This is a genomic window from Nitrosovibrio sp. Nv4 (assembly GCF_900215485.1).
GTDB lineage: Bacteria > Pseudomonadota > Gammaproteobacteria > Burkholderiales > Nitrosomonadaceae > Nitrosospira.
Genome location: NZ_OCMZ01000002.1, coordinates 209,758 through 233,678 on the forward strand (window position 1 = coordinate 209,758; position 23,921 = coordinate 233,678).

22 protein-coding genes are annotated in these 23,921 nt (G+C 55.4%); 21 read left to right on the forward strand and 1 reads right to left on the reverse strand.

Going from position 1 to position 23,921, the window contains the following annotated elements:
• The first annotated feature begins 103 nt into the window (after window positions 1-103).
• From flgG to CRO05_RS09135, 18 genes are all read left to right on the forward strand, one after another.
• Window positions 104-886 carry a flagellar basal-body rod protein FlgG gene (gene flgG / locus CRO05_RS09045; RefSeq protein WP_097066905.1) on the forward strand — a complete coding sequence of 261 codons (783 nt, stop codon included), beginning with the start codon at window positions 104-106 and terminating at the stop codon, window positions 884-886.
• A gap of 134 nt (window positions 887-1,020) precedes the next feature.
• Window positions 1,021-1,665: a flagellar basal body L-ring protein FlgH gene (locus tag CRO05_RS09050; RefSeq protein ID WP_235001365.1), complete on the forward strand. Its 645-nt coding sequence runs from the start codon at window positions 1,021-1,023 to the stop codon at window positions 1,663-1,665.
• Window positions 1,666-1,721: 56 nt separating this feature from the next.
• Window positions 1,722-2,807 carry a flagellar basal body P-ring protein FlgI gene (locus CRO05_RS09055; protein ID WP_097067895.1) on the forward strand — a complete coding sequence of 362 codons (1,086 nt, stop codon included), beginning with the start codon at window positions 1,722-1,724 and terminating at the stop codon, window positions 2,805-2,807.
• Window positions 2,807-3,832, forward strand: a complete 1,026-nt coding sequence (gene flgJ, locus CRO05_RS09060; RefSeq protein WP_097066907.1) for a flagellar assembly peptidoglycan hydrolase FlgJ — start codon at window positions 2,807-2,809, stop codon at window positions 3,830-3,832. Before CRO05_RS09055 ends, flgJ begins: the two co-directional genes overlap by 1 nt.
• A gap of 303 nt (window positions 3,833-4,135) precedes the next feature.
• On the forward strand, window positions 4,136-6,046 hold the full coding sequence (flgK, locus tag CRO05_RS09070) for a flagellar hook-associated protein FlgK (protein WP_097066909.1): 1,911 nt from the start codon (window positions 4,136-4,138) through the stop codon (window positions 6,044-6,046).
• Between the two features lie 169 nt (window positions 6,047-6,215).
• Window positions 6,216-7,151, forward strand: a complete 936-nt coding sequence (flgL, locus tag CRO05_RS09075; protein WP_097066910.1) for a flagellar hook-associated protein FlgL — start codon at window positions 6,216-6,218, stop codon at window positions 7,149-7,151.
• Window positions 7,152-7,308: 157 nt separating this feature from the next.
• On the forward strand, window positions 7,309-8,586 hold the full coding sequence (locus CRO05_RS09080) for an EAL and HDOD domain-containing protein (RefSeq protein ID WP_097066911.1): 1,278 nt from the start codon (window positions 7,309-7,311) through the stop codon (window positions 8,584-8,586).
• Window positions 8,587-9,263: 677 nt separating this feature from the next.
• Window positions 9,264-10,718: a hypothetical protein gene (locus tag CRO05_RS09085; protein WP_097066912.1), complete on the forward strand. Its 1,455-nt coding sequence runs from the start codon at window positions 9,264-9,266 to the stop codon at window positions 10,716-10,718.
• A 170-nt stretch (window positions 10,719-10,888) separates the two neighbouring features.
• On the forward strand, window positions 10,889-11,221 hold the full coding sequence (locus CRO05_RS09090) for a thioredoxin family protein (RefSeq protein WP_097066913.1): 333 nt from the start codon (window positions 10,889-10,891) through the stop codon (window positions 11,219-11,221).
• A gap of 200 nt (window positions 11,222-11,421) precedes the next feature.
• Window positions 11,422-12,603 carry a sensor histidine kinase gene (locus CRO05_RS09095; RefSeq protein WP_097066914.1) on the forward strand — a complete coding sequence of 394 codons (1,182 nt, stop codon included), beginning with the start codon at window positions 11,422-11,424 and terminating at the stop codon, window positions 12,601-12,603.
• A 5-nt stretch (window positions 12,604-12,608) separates the two neighbouring features.
• Window positions 12,609-13,235, forward strand: a complete 627-nt coding sequence (locus tag CRO05_RS09100) for a response regulator transcription factor (RefSeq protein ID WP_200814344.1) — start codon at window positions 12,609-12,611, stop codon at window positions 13,233-13,235.
• A 570-nt stretch (window positions 13,236-13,805) separates the two neighbouring features.
• The gene (locus tag CRO05_RS09105) at window positions 13,806-14,975 is read left to right on the forward strand and encodes a flagellin (RefSeq protein ID WP_097066916.1); all 1,170 of its coding nucleotides are present in this window, start codon (window positions 13,806-13,808) and stop codon (window positions 14,973-14,975) included.
• Between the two features lie 105 nt (window positions 14,976-15,080).
• Window positions 15,081-15,395, forward strand: a complete 315-nt coding sequence (locus CRO05_RS09110) for a flagellar protein FlaG (RefSeq protein WP_097066917.1) — start codon at window positions 15,081-15,083, stop codon at window positions 15,393-15,395.
• 50 nt (window positions 15,396-15,445) lie between these two features.
• Complete coding sequence (fliD, locus tag CRO05_RS09115; protein WP_097066918.1) at window positions 15,446-17,470, forward strand: flagellar filament capping protein FliD; 2,025 nt, start codon at window positions 15,446-15,448, stop codon at window positions 17,468-17,470.
• 32 nt (window positions 17,471-17,502) lie between these two features.
• Window positions 17,503-17,973, forward strand: coding sequence for a flagellar export chaperone FliS (fliS, locus tag CRO05_RS09120; protein WP_097066919.1), 471 nt, complete (start codon window positions 17,503-17,505; stop codon window positions 17,971-17,973).
• Window positions 17,970-18,311, forward strand: coding sequence for a flagellar protein FliT (locus tag CRO05_RS09125; RefSeq protein WP_097066920.1), 342 nt, complete (start codon window positions 17,970-17,972; stop codon window positions 18,309-18,311). Before fliS ends, CRO05_RS09125 begins: the two co-directional genes overlap by 4 nt.
• 135 nt (window positions 18,312-18,446) lie before the next feature.
• Window positions 18,447-19,505: a flagellar hook-length control protein FliK gene (locus tag CRO05_RS09130; RefSeq protein WP_097066921.1), complete on the forward strand. Its 1,059-nt coding sequence runs from the start codon at window positions 18,447-18,449 to the stop codon at window positions 19,503-19,505.
• Window positions 19,492-19,806, forward strand: coding sequence for an EscU/YscU/HrcU family type III secretion system export apparatus switch protein (locus CRO05_RS09135; protein WP_097066922.1), 315 nt, complete (start codon window positions 19,492-19,494; stop codon window positions 19,804-19,806). Before CRO05_RS09130 ends, CRO05_RS09135 begins: the two co-directional genes overlap by 14 nt.
• A gap of 43 nt (window positions 19,807-19,849) precedes the next feature.
• Here CRO05_RS09135 and fliE read toward each other — a convergent pair whose 3' ends face one another.
• Window positions 19,850-20,305 (reverse strand): flagellar hook-basal body complex protein FliE, encoded by a 456-nt coding sequence (gene fliE / locus CRO05_RS09140; RefSeq protein WP_339389608.1) that lies wholly within the window; start codon window positions 20,303-20,305, stop codon window positions 19,850-19,852.
• A gap of 110 nt (window positions 20,306-20,415) precedes the next feature.
• On the opposite strand from fliE, the gene fliF reads away from it, so the two are divergent.
• The 3 genes from fliF (at window position 20,416) to CRO05_RS09155 (ending at window position 23,903) form a co-directional block, all read left to right on the forward strand.
• Window positions 20,416-22,137 (forward strand): flagellar basal-body MS-ring/collar protein FliF, encoded by a 1,722-nt coding sequence (gene fliF, locus CRO05_RS09145; protein ID WP_097066923.1) that lies wholly within the window; start codon window positions 20,416-20,418, stop codon window positions 22,135-22,137.
• Entirely contained in the window at window positions 22,130-23,128 is a 999-nt protein-coding gene (gene fliG, locus CRO05_RS09150; protein ID WP_097066924.1) for a flagellar motor switch protein FliG, read from the forward strand. The genes fliF and fliG overlap by 8 nt, the downstream gene beginning before the upstream one ends.
• Before the next feature lie 88 nt (window positions 23,129-23,216).
• Complete coding sequence (locus tag CRO05_RS09155; protein WP_097066925.1) at window positions 23,217-23,903, forward strand: flagellar assembly protein FliH; 687 nt, start codon at window positions 23,217-23,219, stop codon at window positions 23,901-23,903.
• Window positions 23,904-23,921 lie beyond the last annotated feature (18 nt).

Sequence of the window (23,921 nt, forward strand, 5' to 3'; positions counted from 1 at the left end):
CCTTTATCCATGCTGCTATACGATACCGTAAATGCTGTGAATAAAGGTCCCGCACTGTGGCCACAGAACCGCATAAATTACGCTTAACCTTCAGGAGACTCAGTTGATCCGCTCACTCTGGATTTCAAAGACCGGTCTGGATGCACAACAGACCCAGATGGATGTCATTGCCAACAATCTGGCCAATGTCAGTACCAATGGATTCAAGCGCTCGCGCGCCGTGTTCGAGGATCTGATATATCAGACCTTGCGTCAGCCCGGCGCCCAGTCGTCGCAGCAGACACAATTGCCATCCGGCTTGCAGATCGGTACCGGCGTCAGACCGGTCGCAACGGAGCGTGTATTGACCCAGGGTAATTTGCAACAGACAGGGAACTGGAAAGACGTGGCGATTCAGGGCCAGGGATTTTTCGAGGTTTTACGGCCCGATGGCTCATTGGCCTACACCCGGGATGGCTCGCTCCAGATTGACGCCGAGGGACAACTCGTCACGTCCAGCGGCTATCATATTCAACCCGCGATCGCCATTCCCCCCAATGCGCTGAGCGTTACCATCGGCCGCGACGGCGTTGTCACAGTAACCCAGCAAGACTCGCCCCTGCCGGTTCAGGTCGGCACGCTGCAACTTACCACGTTCATCAACCCGGTGGGTTTACAGAGCGTAGGTGAAAATCTCTTTGTGGAAACCGGCTCCAGCGGCACACCCAACGTCAATACGCCTGGTACGGATGGCACTGGATTGCTCAGCCAGGGCTATGTGGAAACTTCCAACGTCAACGTGGTGGAAGAACTGGTCAATATGATCCAGACCCAACGCGCTTACGAAATCAATAGCAAGGCCGTCCAGACCTCGGATCAGATGCTGCAGCGCCTGTCACAGATGTAGCCAATGTCAAATGTAGAAACGATGATCGACGCGCGGCAAATGAATCGGAAGCTTACAGGGAACTGATGATAAAAGATTCTTCAGCTAAATGTTCAGCCAAGCCCGGCGGGCGGTTCCAGACCTTGGCTGCGCTGATGGCTGTCATAGTGCTCGGGCTCTCAGGCTGCGTGACGCTCCCAGCGCCGCCACCGATCGTACAGCAACCGATGTCGTCTCGGGCGGCTCAGGCAGCGGCGCCACTCGCCAACGGTGCCATCTACCAGGCCGACATTAGCCACCGGCCGTTATTCGAGGATCGCCGCGCGCGTAATGTCGGTGATACCCTGGTCATCGTTCTCAACGAGAGGACTAATGCAAGCAAGCGGTCCAACAGCAGCGCCAACAAGAATGGCGAGGTAAATTTTGGCATTCCTCCCCTGGTGTTCGGCGTGCCGATCACGAAGAAGGTGGAACTGGGCGCATCCTCTTCCAACGAGTTCGAGGGTAGAGGCGAAGCCGCTTCCGCCAACAATTTCAGCGGGACGATCACCGTCACCGTGCTTGAAGTGCTGCCCAACCGCAACCTGGTGGTAAGCGGCGAAAAGCAGCTCGCCATGACCCAGGGTTCGGAGTACATCCGCCTCTCGGGCGTAGTCCGCCCCGAGACCATCATCAACAATATGGTCTCATCAGTCCAGGTAGCCGATGCGAAAATAGAGTACAAGGCCAACGGCTACATCGACGAGGCGCAAACGATGGGCTGGCTTTCGCGCTTTTTCCTCACTATTTCGCCGTTCTGAACGATTTACAAAATATTGCCCGCGACCCCATGATCCTTAAACAAACTTTGCACGCTATGCTCATGCTATGGCTCGGGTGTTGTGCGATATTGACCCCGGCACACGCCGAGCGCATCAAGGATCTTGCCTCGATCCAGGGTGTGCGCCCCAACCAGCTGGTCGGATATGGGCTGGTGGTGGGACTGGATGGCACGGGCGACCAAACCATACAGACTCCCTTCACCATCCAGACGCTGAACAGCATGCTGATGCAAATGGGCATCAACGTGCCACCCGGTACCAATATGCGATTGAGGAACGTGGCTGCGGTGATGGTTACCGCAACCTTACCGGCGCTCGCCCAGCCGGGGCAGATTGTCGATGTTACCGTGTCGAGCATGGGTAATGCCAGAAGCCTGCGCGGCGGCACGTTGCTGATGACGCCGCTCAAAGGAGCCGACGGTCAGGTCTATGGGATGGCCCAGGGCAATCTGCTGGTCGGGGGAATCGGTGCTGCCGCAAGCGGCAGCAAGGTGCAGGTGAATCACCTAAATGCCGGACGTATCAGTGGTGGCGCCACGGTCGAACGCGCCGTACCCGTTGCACTGGGCCAAGGGGATACCATTCGGCTTGAGCTTCATACCACGGATTTTTCCACTACACGGCGGGTGGTGGATGCTATTAATGAGCGTTTCGGCACTGGCATCGCTTACGCGCTGGACGCCAGGGCAATTCAAGTGCGAACACCGCAAGGCAGCGATGAACGCGTGGCATTCATTGCGGAAGTGGAAAGCATGAACATCAGGCCGGCGCAGATGCACGCAAAGGTAATCGTCAACAGTCGCACGGGCTCGGTAGTCATGAATCAGTCCGCCACGGTTGATGCCTGTGCTATTGCTCATGGCAATTTGTCGGTGGTAATCAGTACCGAGCCCGTGATCAGTCAACCCGGCCCATTTTCCGGCGGGCGCACGGTGCAGGCGCAGCGCTCGACGATCGAAATCAAGCAGGAATCCGGCATGCTGACCATGGTGGAAGGTGCGTCCTTGGCCGAAGTAGTGAAAGCGTTGAATGCGATCGGCGCCACACCGCAGGACTTGTTGTCTATCCTGCAAGCGATGAAATCCGCTGGGGCATTGCGGGCAGAACTGGAGATCATCTGATGGCTGCTTCGGCTGACCTTACTACCAAATTTGCCCTGGACGTGCAGGCTGTCAATGAATTGCGCGTTGCAGGCCGGACGAACAAGACAGACCAGGCTGCGCTTGAAGCTGCCGCCAAACAGTTCGAGGCCCTGTTCATGAACATGATGCTGAAAAGCATGCGCGATGCAACACCCAAAGACAGTCTGATGGATAGCGAGCAGAGCCGTCTTTACATCTCGATGCTGGATCAGCAGCTGTCACAGAGCATGTCGTCCAATGGCATTGGTCTGGCTGACATGATGATACGGCAATTGCGTCATGGATTGCCGACCCAACCGGAACAGGGGGCGGAGCAGGGTGCGCATGCGCCGACCGCTATCGTGCCTGGACAAGCGCCAGCCGCAGGAGTGCCATCTCCGGCGTCTCGACAATCGCACGCATACACGCAACAGCAACCCGAGGCACCGGGGTCCGCGGCGCAATCGGAATCACAGCAGGCACGAACATCATCAGGATTACCGGAGCCGACGGTACCGGTGCCATCCCTGCCTGGAGCGCAATCGCAGGCGCAGCAATTACAGGTAGCCGAGTTTCAAGCCAGACTGATGCCGTACGCACAGCAGGCCAGCCAGACAACGGGCATACCGGCCCGATTCATGCTGGGACAAGCCGCGCTGGAAAGCGGGTGGGGTAAAAGGGAAATACGCGGGGCGGACGGCACGCCCAGCTACAACCTTTTCGGCGTTAAGGCCGGCAGCAACTGGAAGGGCCCGGTAGTGGAAACCGTAACGACGGAATACGTCAATGGCGTGGTGCATAAAAGCGTGGAAAAGTTCCGTGCTTATCAATCCTACGCCGACGCGTTCCGTGACTACGCCAATCTGCTGAGCAGCAACCCACGCTATGCGGAATTGATGGCGCGGGTGGCGCAGGGACTGGACGCGGAGGGTTTTGCGCGAGGCCTGCAGCAGGCGGGCTATGCGACCGACCCGGACTATGCCGATAAACTGGGCCGTATCATCAGGACCGCACCCTGGTCCTGATAAGAGCCATTGCCGGATTCCTTGTCTTTCTCCTGCCCCAATTTGATCTGCCTGGTCCTCGAAATATCGGATTACCGGGCTAAATATTTCTGGCTTGGCGCCGTTAGCATCCTGTATGGATTATGGATATGGCTAGTCCGAACAGGAGGTTTCTTGATCCGGCGGGCAGACAGTACAAAGGTCGTATCGGCGAACGCGGTAATACAGTGCGTAAAGCGCTTTTGCTGGTTTTTACGGGTTTCGGATTCAAGGTCCGAATGACGAAATTCATATTATTTTCTGATCGGCTAAATAGGATACAACATGGGTAACGGCATTTTTGGCATTGGCCTCAGCGCGCTCAATGCGGCCCAGCAGGGATTGCTTGTTGCCGGGCACAACGTCAGCAACGCGGCCACTCCCGGCTACACCCGCCAGCAAATCGTTCAGTCAACCAGCGCAGCACAAGCCACCGGCGGTGGATTCATTGGCAAGGGCGTGCAAGTTGATACGGTCAGGCGCATATACAACGAGCTCCTTGTCAATCAGGTCACGCAGGCAAGAACGGAATCCTCCCAGCTCGACGCGTATTTTACGCAGATGAAGCAAATCGATAGCCTGTTGGCGGATCCGAGCGGGCGCCTTGGCCTGGCGCCAGCACTACAGGAATTTTTTGGAAGCGTGCAGGATGTGGCCACCAGCCCATCCGGCATAGCTTACCGCCAGTCCATGTTGTCCAATGCCGAAGTACTGGTACGACGCTTCCAGTCGCTGAACGACAGCCTTGATGAGATCCGGGATGGAGTGAACGCACAGATCGAGAATAGTGTTTCGCTAATCAACACGCTGGCGGCAAGGATCAGCGAACTGAATGCTACCATCAGCCAGGCCGAGAACAACGCCGGTGGTCAACCCGCGAACGATTTGCGTGACCAGCGCGATGAACTGGTCACGCAACTCAATGATCAGGTCCGCGCCAAGGTCGTCGAACAAAGTGACGGCGGTTACAGCATATTTATCGGCACTGGTCAGTCCCTGGTCGTGGGCTCAACAGCTTTCGAACTCTCAACGATTGCTTCTCCGGTTGACCCGCACCGCCTCGAAGTCGCCTATGTTTCCGGCGGCAATAGCATACCGGTCAGGGAATCAAGCCTGGATGGCGGCAAGCTTGGCGGGCTGCTGCAATTTCGCAACGAAGAACTAGATGCCGCGCGTAATGGTCTGGGACGCGTTGCGATCGGTTTGGCGGTTACCTTCAACGACCAGCACCAGCTGGGGCAGGATATTCAGGAAAATCTGGGTGGTGATTTTTTTACGGTGCCGGATCCATCGACAACGGCTTCCACCCGAAACCTGGGCGACGCAGTCATCGCCACTGAAATTTCCGATCCCGGGGCGCTCACCACCAGCGATTACCGCCTGCATTACGATGGCGCCAATTACACGTTCACGCGGCTTAATGACGGCGTCACGCAAACGTTCGCGGGATTTCCGCAAACGGTGGATGGTGTGCGCTTGAGTTTTGCTTCCGGCGCCATTGCTGCCGGAGACGAATTTCTTATTCGCCCAACGGCCAACGGAGCCGGCCAGATAGAGGTGGCCATACAGGACACCAGTCTGATCGCGGCCGGTGCACCCATTCGAACCGATGCGCCAACCGCCAATACGGGCACCGGGCGCATCAGCGCCGGTACCGTCGATGCACCCCCACCCCCCGATCCGGATTTAAGAGAACCGGTCACTTTTACTTTCACCAGCACTACGACTTTTGATGTGAGTGGCAATGGGACCGGCAATCCCGTCGGCATTACGTTCACGCCCGGCAGCCCGATCAGCTACAACGGTTGGACGGTGCAGATAACCGGCTCGCCCCAGCCGGGCGATACATTCAGCATCGGCCCGAATACCGATGGAGCAATGGATAACCGCAACGCTTTGCTGTTGGGGGCGCTGCAGAGCGGCAACACCTTGGCTGGCGGCACGGCGAGCTACCAGAGCGCCTATGGCCAGGTAGTCAGCCTGATGGGATACAAGACCCGCGAACTGGAAGTAACCAGCGCCGCCCAGACAGCCCTGCTGAGCCAGGCACAAGCCTTGCAGCAATCCGAGTCAGGTGTGAATCTGGACGAGGAAGCCGCCAATCTCCTGCGCTACCAGCAGGCATATCAGGCAGCCAGCAAGGTGATACAGGTAGCCACTCAGATGTTCGACACACTGCTTGATATAGCAAGGTAAAGAGCCGGCTGTGCCATTCATGCCAGAACCGATTTTTTGCTCATCGCGCTCTCAGACGCCCGACACTCATAAGGAAGCGAGGTAGGTAAAATCGCGGCTGTAATCGCGGACGCAATGAACAAGCTGAAACAAGACCGGATAGAGATAGAGTCACGAAAGGAGAGTCACGATGCGCGTCAGCAGTAATACCAGCTATGAACTCGGCATTGCCGCCCTCAACCGCCAGCAGGTCACGCAGGTGAAAAACCTGGAGCAGATAAGCAGCGGCCGGCGTATTCTTACGCCGTCTGATAATCCCGCGGCTTATGTCCGGGTGCTGGAAGTCTCCCAGGCCGATGCAGGCAATACGCAATATGCGATGAACCGCCAGCAGGCCATGGCCGGTTTCGGGATACTGGAAGCGACGCTTGGCGGCGTCACGAACTTGCTTCAAAACGCGCAGGAACTTGCCGTGTACGCGGGAAACGGGACATTGACCGATAGCGGGCGCAGCGCCATTGCAACCGAATTACGCGGCAATCTGGACGAACTGCTGAGCCTTGCCAACCGTACCGATGGGAGCGGGCAATATCTTTTTTCCGGTTTCCAGGGCGCAATCAAGCCATTTGACGACACAGGCAGCGGTGTTCAGTATTTTGGGGATGAAGGCTTGCGCATGGTCCAGGCCAGCGCATCGCGCCAGCTAGCAGTGAACGAGTCGGGACGAGAGGTGTTCGAGCGAATCCCGAATTCGGGAGGAGGGTATCAGAGCATGTTCAAAACGCTCTCCGATCTGATCGGCATACTCGAAACGCCCGTGACCGATGCCGCCAGCAAGGCTGCATTCTCCAGCGGGCTGACCACCGCACAGGGAAATTTGTCCAATGCGCTCGACAACGTGCTGCGGGTCCACGCGTCGGTGGGCACACGCATGAAGGAAGTGGATACGCTCAATGAGGGCGGCGACGAGTTGAATATTCAGTATAAGCAGCAGCTATCAGAACTGCGGGATGTCGATTATGCAAAGGTGATCAGTGATCTCACCCAGCAGCAGGCTTATCTCGAAGCGACGCAGATGGCATTTCTGAAGGTACAGGGGTTGTCACTATTTGATTATATACGGTGACGATAACCGGTTTCTCCAAGGGTTCGCCCTTATGCCCTCTTGCCCTCCGGATGATTCGCCAATAGATTTTTAATTCCACCTTTTCCAATTTTTCTTCGCGGATAAAGCTCCAATTGAAGCCCGGGGTTTTTTGAAACGGATGAATTGAGGTCGACGAATGATCCTTGATACGGCTCAGTCTGTTTCTTTTGCTCCGCAAGTGAAGGAATTTTTCCTTGCGCGGCAGCCGATTCTGGATCGGAACCAGAATCTCATCGCTTATGAATTATTGTTCCGCAGGACAGGCGCTGGCTTGGCAACCACTGTTGATGATTCACGCGCAGCCGCCACCCTCGTCGCGCACATGCTGGAGCTTGGTCTTGAAAACGTAATTGGCGGCGTTCCTGGCTTCTTCAACGTGGATTCCACAATATTGATGGGTGATCTGGTTAATTTTTTGCCATGTAAAAAAGTTGTGTTTGAGCTTCATCAAACAGACAAGATAAGTCCGGAGCTTGTCCAGCGCGTCTCCGGGATGGTGGATGCCGGATACAGGTTTGCACTGGACGATGTAATTACGCTTTCGGAATACATAAAGCCGTTACTGCCGCTGATAAAGATCGTTAAAATCGATACCTCTGTCATGACTCGGACGGATCTCGCAATTCTGGCCCGCCAATTCAAGCAGGCCCATAAATTACTTCTTGCGGAAAAAGTGGAGACGATCGAACAGTTCCAGAATTGTCTCGATCTTGGGTTCGACTATTACCAGGGTTATTACTTTGCCAAGCCCGCTATTCTATCGGGCAAAAAGCTCACCACCTCACAGTTGGCAGTCATGCAATTGATAGCGTTGATAGCCAGGGATGCCGATAACGCGGAAATTGAGCGCAGCATCAAAAAGGAAGTATCGCTCTGTTTGTCCTTGCTGAGGCTGGTCAATACGACGGGAATGGGTGTCACGAAGAGTATCGACTCATTAAGTGAGGCGTTGGTGGTGCTCGGCCGCAATCAGTTGCAGCGATGGCTGCAAATCCAGCTCTACATCGCACCGCATATAAACGCTCATTTCGCGTCGCCACTTCTCTTGCTGGCGACGACGCGCGGCAAACTTCTTGAACTCATTGCCAGAAAACTCAAACCCGCGAATAAAAGTATTGCTGATACCGCATTTACAGTCGGCATCTTATCCTTGCTGGACGCCTTATTCGGACAGACCATGGAAAAGATCCTTGGGCAAATCGTTCTCGGCAAGGATGTCAGCGAAGCATTATTGTATCGGCGCGGATTTTACGGTGATTTACTCAAGCTTTCCGAATGTATCGAAAAATCCAGTGAAGCCAGCCGAGCGTTAGCACCGCTACTTCTTAAACTGGAACTGCCGGTTGAAGATCTTTATCCCCTGCAACTGGAAGCATTTGAATGGAGTAACAGCTTGTTGCCTTTCGTGCACTAGGGGTAATTCTCGCAGGATTGTTCATGGCTAAACTGGGGCGGAGCACAGGGGAGTGAAATGAAGATGGTAGAAATTGTAGTAGCTATTGAGCCGCACGCGCCGTGATTGATTAACTGGAAGGACTTGCTGTCGTGGAATTCGGCGCTCCGGGTGCAGGTACTGTCGAATAGCCCAACCGCGGATTGCCTCCGTCTTCTTTTAGTATTTATCCAACGTCATATCCAAGCCGAAGATGCGAAGTCATCCGCTTCGGAGTTCCTCGAAAAGTTCTCGCCGACCCTGATCGTCCCTGAACAAGAAATCACGGTCTCGTCCAACCTACAGATTTTGCAGTAATTCAAAGGCCTTGGGTAGCCTCAAAAGTCCGCTATGCCTGTATCTCGGGCTCACGGTCGTGAAGTTGATCCATATCTTTCTTCCCTTTTCGCGACCTCCTTTTCGTTAACCTGATGACGCCATATTATCTTAAATATTTTCGGTTAAATTTGATGTGGGCACGGTTTCGAGGCTTGTTTTTTGAACGACATGATCTAAATTGGAAATAGTCGGTTCCTTGCTTTCCTACAGAAGTGAGACCAATTGTATAAGAGGAATTGCGATGGGTACCTGTCGGATCGGATATACCAGCACTCAAGGAGTATGGACCACAGTCTGATAAAACCTTTGGGAGGCGAGAGATGAGCTATTTCCGGTGGGCAGTTATCACAGCTATGGCTGGGTTGGCGATTCTGGTAGGGGGCTGTGCAACCACAGAAGGAAGAAACACTCAAGATCAGAGTTCAATCCGGGCCGGAATCACCCTCGACGATAAATTTCTTAAAATAGCTGAAAAAATACCGGGTTTTGGCGGTATGTTTTTTGATGAGCATGGGGTTCTGAACGTATACATTAAAGCTCTCGAAGAACAACCGAACACCAGCGCTATCAGCGATTTGGAAGCACGGATAGCCAAGGCGATAAAAGAGGTGATGGGTAAAAATTTCTTTCAACAAGCTAGGGGTCCTTATGGCGATTTCGCAAAGGAGCCGTTGTACAAGCGCGGAGAGGACATAAAAATTATTAAGGGTGAATATGATGTTTTGCAACTCGCTGAGTGGCGAAAAAGTCTGGATAAAATGCTTGGAGTGCCTGGCGTCGTGTTCACTGATCTGGATGAACAGAAAAACCGTCTGAAAGTAGGTATCGAGGATTCGACAACGCAGGGATCGATCGAAGCACAACTGAATAATCTCGGGGTACCGTCGAAGGCTATGATCATCGAAGTGGTCAAGCCCATCAGGTTTCAGGCCACCCTGAGGGATAGGCGGCGTCCTGTACGAAGAGGATCTCAGATCGAGGCTGATACTGGCTGGTTCAGCTACAAAATCTGTACATTTGGCTTTAATACCATTCGCAACGGTAGAAATGGATTTGTGACCAACTCTCACTGTACCGAAACCCAGGGGGGTAGCAACGGCACGGACTTTCATCAACCCTATGATCCCTGGTATAGCGAAGGTAACAAGATTGGTGACGAGAATGTCGATCCTGCCTATTTTATCGGCGGCGACTGCCCGGCTGGAAAAAGGTGCTGTTTCAGCGATACCGCTTTTATAGCTTATACGGTTCGCAGAGGGGAGGATATTGCGAGAACCACAAATGATAACGGATCTATAACACTGGATGATTCAAATCCTGCCATAAGAATAGTCAGCGAAACTGAGGAACCTGTTGACGGAATCTTTCTGAATAAGGTGGGAAGAACCACCGGCTGGGCTTTTGGCAACGTCAACGGTACATGTCGGAATATTCAGGTTAAGGATACCGATATCATATTTTTCTGTCAGTTTCGCGTGGTCGGTACTGGTGACAATAGGGTCACGGACAACGGTGATAGCGGCTCCCCGGTTTTTGGGTTATCGGACAATGAGGCGAGCCTTTATGGGATCCTGTGGGGCGGGCCCGATGACGGCAGCTCTTTTGTTTTCAGTCCAATTGGGAGCATTGAGGAGGAGTTAGGGCCTCTTACAACCGTTTTTCCTCCTCCCCCCGAACCCGAGCCGAGCAGCTGCCCACGCGGCCAGCGTTGCTGCGAGGACTTGCCGAACGGGACGTGCATACTCTGCATACCTCAAAACGCCGAGTGTCCCTAGTATGTCGCGCCATTAGAAAGAGTATCGAGTTATTTTTAGCGTTAGCAGACTCGCCGGTTAGGATGTATCCTCAGGAGAAATAGGGTAGGACATGGTTAATACGCTGTGTAATCAACTGCGGAAGGTTGGTCAGTTCGGCAGGCGATCTATGCGGCGAAGCGGATTATAATATGGGCATGAACAGTGTTTACGCGGCTATGGAACCATCGCGCGCCGAAATCGATTCACTGGAAGGCCCCGTTGTCATAGAGTTCGGCGCTCCCTGGTGCGGACACTGCCGCGCCGCCCAGCCGCTGATTGCTTCGGCCTTGTCCGAATACCCGTCCGTACGGCACATCAAGATCGAGGATGGCAAGGGTCGCCCTCTCGGGCGTTCCTTCAGAGTAACGCTCTGGCCGACGCTGATCTTCCTGAATCACGGCAAGGTAATCGCTCGCTTGGTTCGGCCTGCCGATTCTGCCGTGATTAGCAATGCTCTGGAAAAACTGAACGACACACTGTGATGGCTAGCATGTTAGCCGCACTGGGCCATTGAGTTGTTTTAGAATTGATACAGGCTGTATGCTATCGGTTTCGATGGTTGTGCTTTAACTTTTGCCTCATCCATCCATCCCAGGCAATGCATGAGCAAATGTATTCATGATCGTGTTCCGCCCGCGGTTACCCGTCTCTTGTCGGATATCATTGAGTACATAGCCTACCGATGAAGCAAAAAGAGGAACAATCCGAGTTATACGCCATGGCGGAAGCCCACCCGTTGACCATTGTTGCGAATTCCCCCGGCATGGTGTTTCAATATATCGAGTGCGAGAATGGCGGCCATTCCATACCATTTGTAAGTGACCAGTGCCTCAATGTGCTGGGCATCAAGGTGGATGAACTTAAAGCTGACCCTTCCCTGCTACTGGATCTTGTGCTACCGGAGGACCGGGAGAGTCTGCGTCGGTCCAAGGCCCACTCAGCCGCCAGTTTGACGATATGGAATTGGGAAGGGCGGCTCTGGATCGAATCATATGGCGACGTGAAATGGGTCAGCCTGCGAGCCAGTCCGCGCCGGGAAAAAGGCGTCGGCGTGATCTGGGAAGGGATTATCATCAATGTCACGCAAACCAAGCGCAGGGAGACCGAGCTCAAGGAATCGCATAAACGGTTGAAGGAAGTATCAGCTCATGTCATGGCGGCGGTAGAGCACGAGCGCATTCGCATTGCCCAGGAGATTCATGATGATCTGGGGGGCAACCTGACGGCTATCAAGATCGATCTCGACTGGCTGGGCCGGCATATGGGCGGCGATGGCGATAATCCCGAGCTGCCGGCTAAAATTCGTACTGTCTCTCGTATGGTGGACCGCACGATGCATTCGATTCAGCGCATTTGCCGTGATTTGCGTCCAGGCATCATGGATTTCGGCATTGCTGCGGCGATCGAATGGGAGGCAGGGGAATTTGCCAAACGCCTGGGCATCCCTTGCGAAATCTCGTGCGCGCAGCAGGATATTGAACTGAAGCCTGATGCGGCGGTTGCCGTATTCAGGATTTTCCAGGAGGCGCTCACCAATATTATCAAGCATGCACAGGCATCGTATGTCTGGGTGCGATTGAACGTGGTACGGGAGCAGAATACGAGGCATCTGGAGCTGGAGGTTAGGGATGACGGCAGCGGCATTACCCCAGCCGATTACTCGAAGTTCAATTCTTTCGGCATCCGGGGCATGGTCGAGCGAGCAGGGCTTCTCGAGGGAAAATTGACTGTCAGCGGTCAGCGAGGGCAGGGAAGAAAAGGTACAACGGTGCATTTGTCGATCCCGCTTGCGTCGGGAGAGGGAAACTCGATTACGGCAGGATCGAGCGCTGCTCGATCGAAGACTGCACGACCAAAGGCATAGCGGTCATGAACGTGCTGATCGTCGATGACCACGCCATCGTCCGGCAGGGCTTGCGGCAAATTCTGCTGGAAAGCGGTAAGGTCATGCTTATCGGAGAAGCCGGATGCGGTGCGGAGGCGATGCGGCAATTACGCGACGGCGAGTGGAACGTAGTGGTACTGGACATTTCGCTGCCGGACAGAAACGGCATCGAGGTTTTGAAGCAGATCAAGAAAGAGTGTCCAAGAATCCCCGTGCTCATGCTCAGCATGCATGAAGAGGGGCTGTATGCCATCCGGGCGCTTAAGGCTGGCGCGTCGGGCTATCTCACCAAGCAAAGCGCGCCAAGCGAGCTGATGGCTGCGATCCATCAGGTTTCGCGAGGGCGTAAATATCTGACGACGACGCTGGCCGAAGCCATGGCCGACAATCTTGCCATCGACCATGACCAGGCGCCTCACGAATCTCTATCCGACCGGGAATACCAGACGCTGCGCCTGATCGCCTCAGGCAAAAGCCTGACTGACGCGGCCGAGGAAATGTGCCTGTCGGTGAAGACCGTCAGCGTCTACCGCAGCCGCCTGCTGGAGAAGATGAAACTCAAGAACAATGCCGAACTGACCCATTACGCCATCAAGAATGGCCTCGCCTGATTCTATTTATTCGACGAGAAATGTAAAAAATTTACGGCTTCGTTATTTCCGGATTGACATGGAATCCAGAACCCCGAAAATGGCCTAATATACACGCCGCTGGATACCAACTCCCGCTGGTAGGACGTTTGTACGGTTTCCTCGCCGCGTCTCTACTTGCGTATCAGTACGTCCCAGACCCACCCCTGCAAATCGTGCTCGGCTCAACGCCGGAATTGTGGCGCAAATCCCCGCCTGATCGGCGCATTACGAAGTCCTCCATCCGCTTATCATTATCCTGCGACCATTTATCCGGTTATGACGATATGATAATTGTTGCGGGCTGCGAAGCAAACCTGCTTTGTCTTACCGCTTGAGAACCCGGTGCCTTTACAAGTTTTGCACCGGAAATTTTGCACCTGCAGGAAACTCGAAGCTATTGCACAAAAAAATTTGACAAACCGGTTAAATGTTTCTCCTGGACCTCCGTTAATAAGCATAACAGCGGTTGAACAGCCTCGAAAAACCCCGAGGTGAGCCAAAGTTAACGCTGTGAGGCGTATCCCATAAAACTTAGTCAAGGAGATTTACATGGCTGCAATTATCAACACCAACGTGATTGCGTTGAATGCGCAACGCAATCTTAACAGCTCGCAGAATGCGCTTGCTACCACATTGCAACGTCTGTCCTCGGGCCTGCGCATCAACAGCGCCAAGGACGACGCCGCAGGACTGGCGATTTCCGAGCGCATGACTTCGCAGATTCGCGGTCTGAACCAGGCCGTTCGCAACGCCAACGACGGCATTTCGATGTCACAAACCGCCGAAGGCGCGCTGGGCGAAATCGGCAACAACCTGCAACGTATCCGTGAACTGGCCGTGCAATCGCGCAACGCGAGCAACAGCGTAAGCGACCGTACCGCGCTCAACAATGAAGTACAGCAGATCAAAGCCGAAATCGATCGGGTCGCTTCGACCACTGCCTTCAACGGCATCAAACTGCTCGATGGCACCTTTACCAACCAGGCATTCCAGGTCGGCGCCAACGTCGGCGAAACCATCAACATCAGCAGCCTGGTCAATGCTCAAAGCGCGTCCCTGGGAACGACCACCACTTACGCAACCAGCGTGGTCGGCGCTGCTCCTACGGCCTTCACGGCGACGACGGACGACATCGCCGCAGGCGATCTCCAGATCAATGGTATCGACGTGGGCGCAATTACCGCCGGCGGCACTGATATCCTTCAAGGGGCAGCCATCGCGGCGGCTATTAACGCAGTGTCGGGCTCAACTAATGTTACTGCCACATCCAGTGTGACGGATGGCGCCGTTACGTTGACCAGCACTTCGAGCGAGGGCATCGACGTGATCATGAGTGGGACAGCGACCCTGGCACGAACTGGTCTGACTGACGCCACGACCGCTGCAACAGTTACCACTGTCGTAGGTTTCACGTCGGCGGACATAAGTACGACCTCGGGTGCTGACACTGCAATCGCCTCCATGGATTCGGCCCTGAGCGCGCTCAATGCGGCACGTGCCGACCTTGGCGCCTACCAGAACCGTTTCTCGTCCGCCGTCTCAAACCTGCAAACCACTGCGGAGAATCTGTCTGCGTCCCGCAGCCGTATCGTGGACACGGATTTCGCCTCCGAAACAGCCATCCTTTCCAGGAACCAGGTGTTGCAACAGGCTGGAACGGCAATGCTGGCCCAGGCAAATGCGCTTCCGCAGTCCGTGCTGGCGTTGCTAAGAGGCTAGCCGGGGCTGATCGGCTTAACCAGCCTGAATCGGGCTGGAAGTTTGTTGCAATGAGGAATCCGGGGCGCGCTCCGGGTTCCCTTTTCAATTGCTTCGGAGTCTGCGATGGACATCAAACAGGTTGGAACCGGCGCCGTAACCCGCTCCGAACCCGGCTTAATACGGCCGGCCGGGGACACGCAAAACCGCTCGGGCAGGATGTCATCGCCGTCGGCGCGTGCGCAGATAGCGCAGGAAATCACCCAGGCGGACACGTCTACGCTGGAGTTTAGTATTGACGCCGAGAGCGACAGGCTAGTGGTTAAAATCATCGACAGCGCAACCGGGGAGTTAGTACGGCAGATCCCAATGGAGGAAATGCTGGCCCTGGCCAAGGCGCTTGGCCGGTTGAAGGGTCTGCTTTTGCAAACGAAAGCTTGACCAGGCCCATGGGGCGGAATTTAACGAACAGCACAAAACGGGAGACAAACATGGGAATCACAGCACCAGGTGTGGGCTCGAATCTCGATGTGAATGGTATCGTCAGCCAGTTGATGGCGGTCGAACGGCAACCGCTCGCGTTGCTGGACCGGCGCGAATCGGATTACAAGGCGAAGCTGTCCGCCTATGGAACACTGAAGGGCGCATTGTCTGCATTCCAGACTGCTATGCAAGGACTCGCCGACCCGACCAAGTTCCAGGCTGTAAAGGCCAGTGCAGGAGACGCTTCCATATTGACTGCCACTGCCAATACCGATGGCAAGGCGGTGCCTGGCAGCTACTCGGTGGAAGTGCAGCAATTGGCGCAACAGCAAAAAGTCCATTCGGGGGGTTTTGCCGGCACTACCAGCGTGGTGGGCAGCGGCACCCTGACCATTCAATACGGCACTTATGACAGCGGCTCGAACACTTTTACCCTGAACAGCGCAAAACCGGCGCAAACAGTAACGATCGATGCCTCCAATAATACGCTTTCCGGGGTGCGCGACGCGATCAATGCAGCCAATATCGGCATTAGCGCAACAATTATCAACGACGGCAGCAGCAACCGCCTGGTATTAACCTCGAAGGACGGAGGTGCTGCCAACAGCGTCAAGATCACTGTGAGCGATGACGACGGCGCTAACCTGGACACCGCTGGTTTATCCCAGCTTGCTTTCGATCCGACCGCTGCAGTCGGTGCCGGAAAGAATCTCACGCAGGCTCAGGCGGCGCAGGACGCAAAGCTCCTGATCGATGGGATCGCCATCAGCAAGACCTCGAACACGATTACCGACGCGATCGAGGGTGTGACACTCAACCTGCTCAAGAGCAATGCGGGCAGCCCGACCACGCTTAACGTGGTACGCGATACCGATGGCATCAAGGCGTCAGTGGAAGCATTCGTCAAGTCGTTCAATTCGGTTAATCAGACACTCGCGGATCTCAGTACATATAACACGGCGGCGGACAGGGGCGGGGTGCTGCAGGGAGATTCCGCAGCCTTATCAATTCAGCGCTGGCTTCGCGCCACGGTATCAGCCTCGGTGGGAAGCATGGGCGGCACATCAGGCAGCTTTACCTCGTTATCACAGATTGGCGTCGCCTTTCAGAAAGACGGCAGCCTTGCACTGGATTCCACCAAGCTGCAGACCGCAACCGATGCCGGCCTCGATCATATCGCCGGTCTCTTCGCTGCGCGTGGCATGCCCACCGATAGCCTGATCGCCTATGGCGGCGCGACCGATAAGACAGCTGCTGGAAACTATGCGATCACAGTCACGCAATTGGCTACCACGGGTGGCCTTACCGGAAGCCAGGCCGCGGGGCTAACCATTACCGCCGGTGTCAACGATCAGTTGACTCTCACCGTCGATGGCGTGGCGGTCAGCATTACGCTCGCTGCCGCGACGTATGGATCGGCAGATGCGCTTGCGGCCGAGGTGCAAAGCAAGCTGAATGGCGCTGCCGCTCTCGTGGCGGCGGGCAGTTCGGTTGTGGTTTCACAATCCGCCGGCGTACTCGGCCTTGCGTCGGCGCGCTACGGTTCCGGCTCCAGCATCGCATTATCCGGCGGCAATGGCGCCGATAATCTGCTTGGGGCAAGCCCTGCGGCAACGGTGGGAGTGGATGCGGCAGGTACGATTAATGGCGTGGCCGGTACCGGAACGGGCCAGATACTCACGGCTGGGGCAGGCGACGCCACGGAGGGCTTGCGCCTCATCATCAACGGCGGTCCGCTGGGTGAGCGGGGGACAGTCAATTTCTCGCGCGGTTATGCCGACCGGTTGAACAAGCTGGCGGAAGATCTGCTGGCTGACGATGGCATCATCGCCACCCGTGTCGATGGAATCAATGCCAGCATCAAGGATATAGACCGCCGTCAGGAAGATTTTATCAAGCGCCTGGACATAACCGAGGCTCGTTACCGGGCGCAGTTCACCGCGCTCGACGTGATGCTTAGCAGCTTGAATCAGACCAGCCAGTTTCTCCAGCAGCAACTCGCGGCATTACCCAAGAATAATTCCAATTCCTGAACGAAGAACAGTCCCTGAAGGAGTATCACAATATGTATACAGCATCCCGCAACGGCGTTAACGCCTATGCCCGCGTTGGTCTCGAAACCGGTGTGATCGCGGCCAGCCCGCACAAGCTCATCCTGATGCTGTTCGAGGGTGCACAAGTGGCACTATCTTCCGCGCTTGCTCATATGAGAAGCGGCGAGATCAAGGCCAAGGGGGAGGCCATTTCCAGGGCGATTACGATTATAAATTCCGGTCTTCAGGCCAGCCTGGATATCAAGGCCGGGGGCGAACTGGCGCAGCAGCTGAATGCGCTCTACGATTACATGGGCCGCCGCCTGTTGTTTGCCAATTTGCATAATAAACCTGAATACATCGAGGAAGTCGCTCGCCTGCTTGGCGAGTTGAGTGAGGCGTGGGAAGCAATTGGCGCCTCTACTGCGCCCGGCAGTGCGGGTACCGACTCTTCAGCCTCTTCGGCTTCCAAAGCCGCACTCAATGGCTTGGGAAAAGCATGAGTACGATGAGCAACGCGGAAATCCTCGCCGCATTTCAGGCTATTTCCAATTTTACCGGTGAAATGAAAGAAGCAGCCCGAGTCGGCGAATGGGATAGATTGACGGTGCTGGAACGCTGTTGCGCCGGGGTGGTGGCGCAACTCAGGGCGGCACAACCTGTGCGGCTTACGGCTGACATGCAGCGTCGGAAAATTGAACTGATACACAAGATTCTGGCCGATGATTCGGAAATACGCACTTACGCCGAGCCCTGGATGAAACAGGTGCAGACTTTGCTTGGCAACGCCGGGATGGCCCGGCGGGTACATCAGGCGTATGACAAGAACGATTGTAGATAGCAATTCCGCGTTACGCGAAAAACGGTGGAGATTGAATATGTTCTCTTAGTCGCTCCATTTCTTTCTTGGTATAGGGGACAGTACAAACAATAGCGCAACGGCATTAGCCTACTGAATTCAGAAAAAATACTTGAAATGCTTGCACTCAATGCGCTCAATGCAATAGTTTCGGCCAGCCCGAGCGGTTCGTCAGCCCACAGGCAAGCCAGCTACGCAGCCTTCCTGGCGGGACTGGAACCAGGCCGGCATCTTCGTGCAACGGTGCACGCCGCTCTCTTAAATGGGGAGTTTGCGGTGATGCTGGAGGCACCGGATACGGCGGATAAGCAGCTATTGCATATGAAGCTGCCTGCCGGCTTGCACCCGGGGGATGCGCTGAATCTGATTTTCGTTTCCCGGAATCCTCGGCCGGCATTCATGCTCATGACAGATACACCCGCTACCGCAATTTCCGTACCGCTGAGCAGGGCCGGACGATTTATCAGCGGGCTGTTGGGCCGCTCGGCTTCTCCCGATACCACACCAGCACTATCCAACAGATCCCCCTTGCTTGCGGCACCACCTGCCGACGGTGTTCAACTGGCCCGGAGCCTGGCCGGCGCACTGGGCCAAAGCGGTCTGTTCTACGAATCTCATCAGGCGCAGTGGATAGCCGGCGCCAGGCCACTGGAAGATTTACTGCTGGAGCCACAGGCACCCCTGTCCGGGCTGCGCCCGTCCATGCCTGGTACAAATACCTGGTCGAGCGCATCCGCCATGACGGCTATGTCGGCTATGTCTGCCATGGCAAGCGAAAGCACCGCCGACGCGCCTGCTCCAGTTCATCCCGATGCCCTGGCCCTGGTGCGGCAGCAACTCGAAGCTTTCGAGATGCGGCAGGTCAGCTGGCAGGGTATCGCCTGGCCTGGTCAAACCATAGAATGGGAGGTCGCAGAGGAAAAACCGGATTCAACCGATGAGGCCGGCCAAACTCCAGCCGCCTGGCAGACCCGCTTGAATCTGACTCTGCCAAACCTGGGTCAAATCTCGGCCAGCCTGAGGCTCGGCGCACACGGCGTCGAAGTGCGGGTAACGGCAGCGGAACCCGTGACGGCGTTCATGCTGCGCGCCGGCGCGGCGCCGCTTGCGGAAGGGCTGGAATTGGCCGGCATTAAACTACTGGGGATGGGAGTGGATCTGGATGAAGCAACCTGACCCGAGTAAAGCGCGGGGAGTTGCGGTGGCGCTGGCTTACCGCGCCGGCCGTGCAGCTCCCCAGGTAATCGCCAAGGGGCGCGGACTGATCGCTGAAACCATTATCAGCGAGGCGCGAGCCCATGGCATCTACGTGCATGAATCGGCTGAACTGGTATCCCTGCTGATGCAGGTGGATCTGGATCAGTATATTCCGCCTCAACTCTATCGCGCCGTGGCGGAACTGCTGGCGTGGCTTTATAAGATGGAAACCAAAATGGAAACCAAAATGGAAATTTCGGCGCTTCCGCGTCCGGATTAGGTATTTCCTTCCATGGACCTCCTTCTATGGGTAGCCGATAATTTCAGACCGGCATATTCATGATGTCCTGATATGCCGACACCAGCTTGTTGCGCACTTGCAGCGTATATTGGAATGAGATGGACGCCTTCTGCATGGAAATCATGGCCTCGGTCAGGTTTGCTTCGGGCGCGCCCAGTTCGAAATCCCGACCAAGCTTTGTGGCATGCTGCTGGACGTTATTAACGTGATCCAGCGACTTCTTGAGTACGGAGGTGAAATCAACACCTCCACCCGCAGCCGCGTTCGATGCTGTCGAGATCGGCGCCATTTTTCCGGCGGCGCGCGCTGCACCGGTTTGCAGCTGCGCGAGCATCGCGTCTATTTTCGATACATCCATATTGCCTCCGCCATTCGTGCTTTCAGGAAAGTGTGCACGATAGCATCCGTTGACCCAACCCCATGTCCCGAAATAGCCGGGAAACCCACTTTTATTCTCTGCATTAAAAGGGGCGCGCATGTCGATAATGCTGGAATTCCAATTCCTTTATGCGACCGCAGGCCTACCCTGAATATGACGACCAATAAAAAATCCTTTTCGATTCGCATGGAATCACCGGAGACAACGTCATGGCAGTAGCGGCGGAGGCAGTCGCAACCGTCCCGGGGGGCGGCATTCAGAATTTTGTACAGGGTTTTATGGCCCGGCTGTCGAGTCCGCAAAAAACGGGCCTGATGCTGGCTGTCTCGGCCATTATTGCGCTGCTGGCGGGCGGTTGGATGTGGACTCAGGCTCCAGACTACAAAGTGTTATTCAGCAACGTGTCCGACCGTGATGGCGGAGCCATCATCGCATCCCTGCAGCAAATGAATGTGCCGCACAAGTTTGTCGATGGCGGGGGCGCGATTCTCGTGCCTGCCGATCGGGTTCATGATGTCCGGCTGAAGCTTGCCGCGCAGGGTTTACCAAAGGGTGGACTGGTGGGTTTTGAGCTGATGGAGAACCAGAAATTTGGCACCAGCCAGTTTCTTGAACAAGTCAATTTCCAGCGTGCGCTGGAAGGCGAACTTGCCCGCTCGATCCAGGCAATTGCGGCGGTCGATAGCGCGCGGGTTCATCTGGCCATGGGCAAGCAATCGGTATTCATGCGCGAACAACAGAAGCCCAGCGCGTCGGTGCTGGTAAATCTCTACCCTGGACGCGTGCTCGATCCGCAGCAGGTAAACGCAATCATGCATCTGGTTTCGAGCAGTGTCCCGAACCTGCCTCTCAGTAATGTCACCGTAGTGGATCAGCAAGGCAATCTGTTGAGCAAAGTCGATGAATCGGATCCCGGCAGCGGCTTGAACCCCAATCAGTTGAAGTACCTGCAGGCGCTTGAGCAGAGTTATATAAGACGCATCGAAGCCATCATCGCGCCCATTGTCGGGAAGGGAAACGTTCGCGCTCAGGTTGCCGCGGATGTCGATTTTGCTCACTCCGAGCAGATGGAAGAGATCTACAAACCTAACCAGGACCCCGGCAGCTCGACGGTACGCAGTCAGCAGACCTCGGAATCGGCCAGCAGCGGCCAGACCGAGGGCGGTGTGCCCGGTGCGCTTTCCAATCAGCCTCCGATGCCGGCAACCGCGCCAATCAATACGCCGCCACCGCCGGGCTCGCCGCTTAGCCAAACGCCAAATGTCGGCGCCACGCCGCCTGGAGCACCAGATGCACAAGCCAATACGCCCAAGCCGCCATCCAATACGCGCAAGGATGCCACCATCAACTATGAGGTGGACAAGAGAATCCAGCACGTGCGGAAACCGGTGGGCGGCATCAAGCGATTGTCCGTTGCGGTAGTGGTTAACCATCACCAGGTAACGGATCAGAATGGAGCCGTCAGCAGCAAACCGCTGACTGAAGTTCAGAAGGTACAGATCACGGATCTGGTGAAAGAAGCCATGGGCTTCAACAGGGAACGCGGCGATACATTGAATGTGGTCAATAGCCCGTTCACGGACATGCAGCAGGATCTTCCGCCCGAGCTGCCGCTCTGGAAACAACCTGAGATGATCGATCTTGCCCAGCAGGTGGGAAAGAATTTGCTGATCGCAGCCTTGATCATGTATCTGGTGCTGGGCGTATTGCGTCCGATGCTGAAGCGCGCGAATCAACCGCCGGCTCCGCCTCTGCTGGCCGAATCTCCCGAACAAAAGGAGGATCAGGTTGTGCAAACGGCGCCTGCTCTGAAGCAAGTGCCGCAGTTTCCCCAGTATGAACAGAACCTGGCGCTTGCCCGGCAACTGGCCAGAGACGATCCAAAGGTGGTGGCAAACGTGGTCAAGCAGTGGGTAACCGGCAATGAATGAGGAAGGCGTCAACAAGGGTGCGATTCTGCTTCTGTCGCTAGGTGAGGATGAGGCGGTGAAGGTACTCAAGCATCTCAATCCTCTTGAGGTGCAGAAACTGGGTATGGCGATGGCAAAACTGAAGAATGTGAGTCAGGAGCAGATCGACGTTGTACTCAGCGATTTCTGTAGTCGTGCCACAGGAGAAACCCTTTTACTGGATATCGATTCGGAGAGCTACGCCCGCACGGTGCTGCAAAGGGCTTTGGGCGAGGATAAGTCCACCGATATTATCAGCCGTATTCTCGAAGGCAGCGATACCAGTGGTATAGAAGGTCTCAAATGGATTGATTCGCAGTCGGTGGCGGAGCTGATCAAAGGCGAGCATCCGCAAATCATCGCCACCATTCTGGTTCATCTGGACCGTAATCAGGCAAGCGATATTCTGGGTCAACTTACTGAGCAACTGCGCAACGACGTGCTGCTGCGTATCGCCACGCTTGAAGGCATTCAGCCCTACGCATTGCGCGAACTCAACGAGGTGCTGACCGACCTGCTGTCTGGCAGCGAGAATATCAACAAGAGCCCGGTAGGCGGAATTCGCACGGCGGCCGAAATTATCAACTTCATGGGTAGCGCGGCCGAGGCCTCCGTGCTCGGCAATTTACGCGAGTTTGATGACGATCTCGCACAGAAAATAATGGACCAGATGATCGTCTTCGAGAACCTGATGGACATCGATGATCGCGGTATCCAACTCATACTGCGCGAAGTCGAGTCCGCGTCTCTGGTCATTGCACTGAAAGGCGCCGCGGAGGAATTGCGCGAAAAAATATTCCGAAACATGTCCAACAGGGCCTCCGAAATGCTGCGGGAAGACCTGGAAGTCATGGGCCCGGTTAGGGTAAGCGAGGTCGAGACGCATCAGAAGCAGATATTGCAAGTTGTGCGACGGCTCGTCGACGAGGGCCGGATCGCATTTGGCAGCAAGAATGAAGAGAGTTACGTTTAACAGGGCTGCTTTCCCGATTTGGCAGCGACCGGATTGGTAGTAGCCAAGTAGCTCGCAGAACAATCTAGAAAGGAAAGGACGAGCATCTATGCCCAGCCGGATTATTCCGAAAGAACGCCTCTTCAATTATCAGCGCTGGGAGATGGATGCCTTCGAGTCAGCCGTCCGGGCAATACCCGAGTCTTGTGACGAGAAGCAGGATGACCCGGGAGAGTCAAGCGTCCCGGTATTTCTACCTACCGTCGAACAAATCGAACAGATTCATCAACAAGCGCAGCAGGAAGGGCATGCCGCAGGGTACGACGCTGGTTTCAAGGCGGGTCATGCGGTTGGCCGTCAGGCAGGCGACGAGCAGGCGGCTGCGGACGCCATCAAATTGCAAGGATTGCTCCAGAGTTTACAGCGGGAATTGGCCGGTGCCGATCAGGCTATCGCCGGCGATCTGCTCACTCTTGCTCTCTGCCTTGCAAAGCAAATGATGCGCGAGGCCTTGAAGGTGAAGCCGGAACTTATTCTTGCTGTAGTGCGGGAGTGCCTCCAGCATGACGCTGCGCTCAGCCAACCGGCGCAGTTATTTTTGCATCCGGATGACGCTGCCCTGGTGCGCGAACATTTGAATCACGAACTCAATGACTGCGCGGTTTATGTTGATACCAACATGGAGCGCGGGAATTGCCGGATCAAGATGGGCAACAGTCACATCGATGCCACCCTTGCAACCCGCTGGCAGCGTATTGCACAGGCACTGGGACAGAATAGCAATTGGCTGGAGTAATCCTAAATCCGGCAGTTG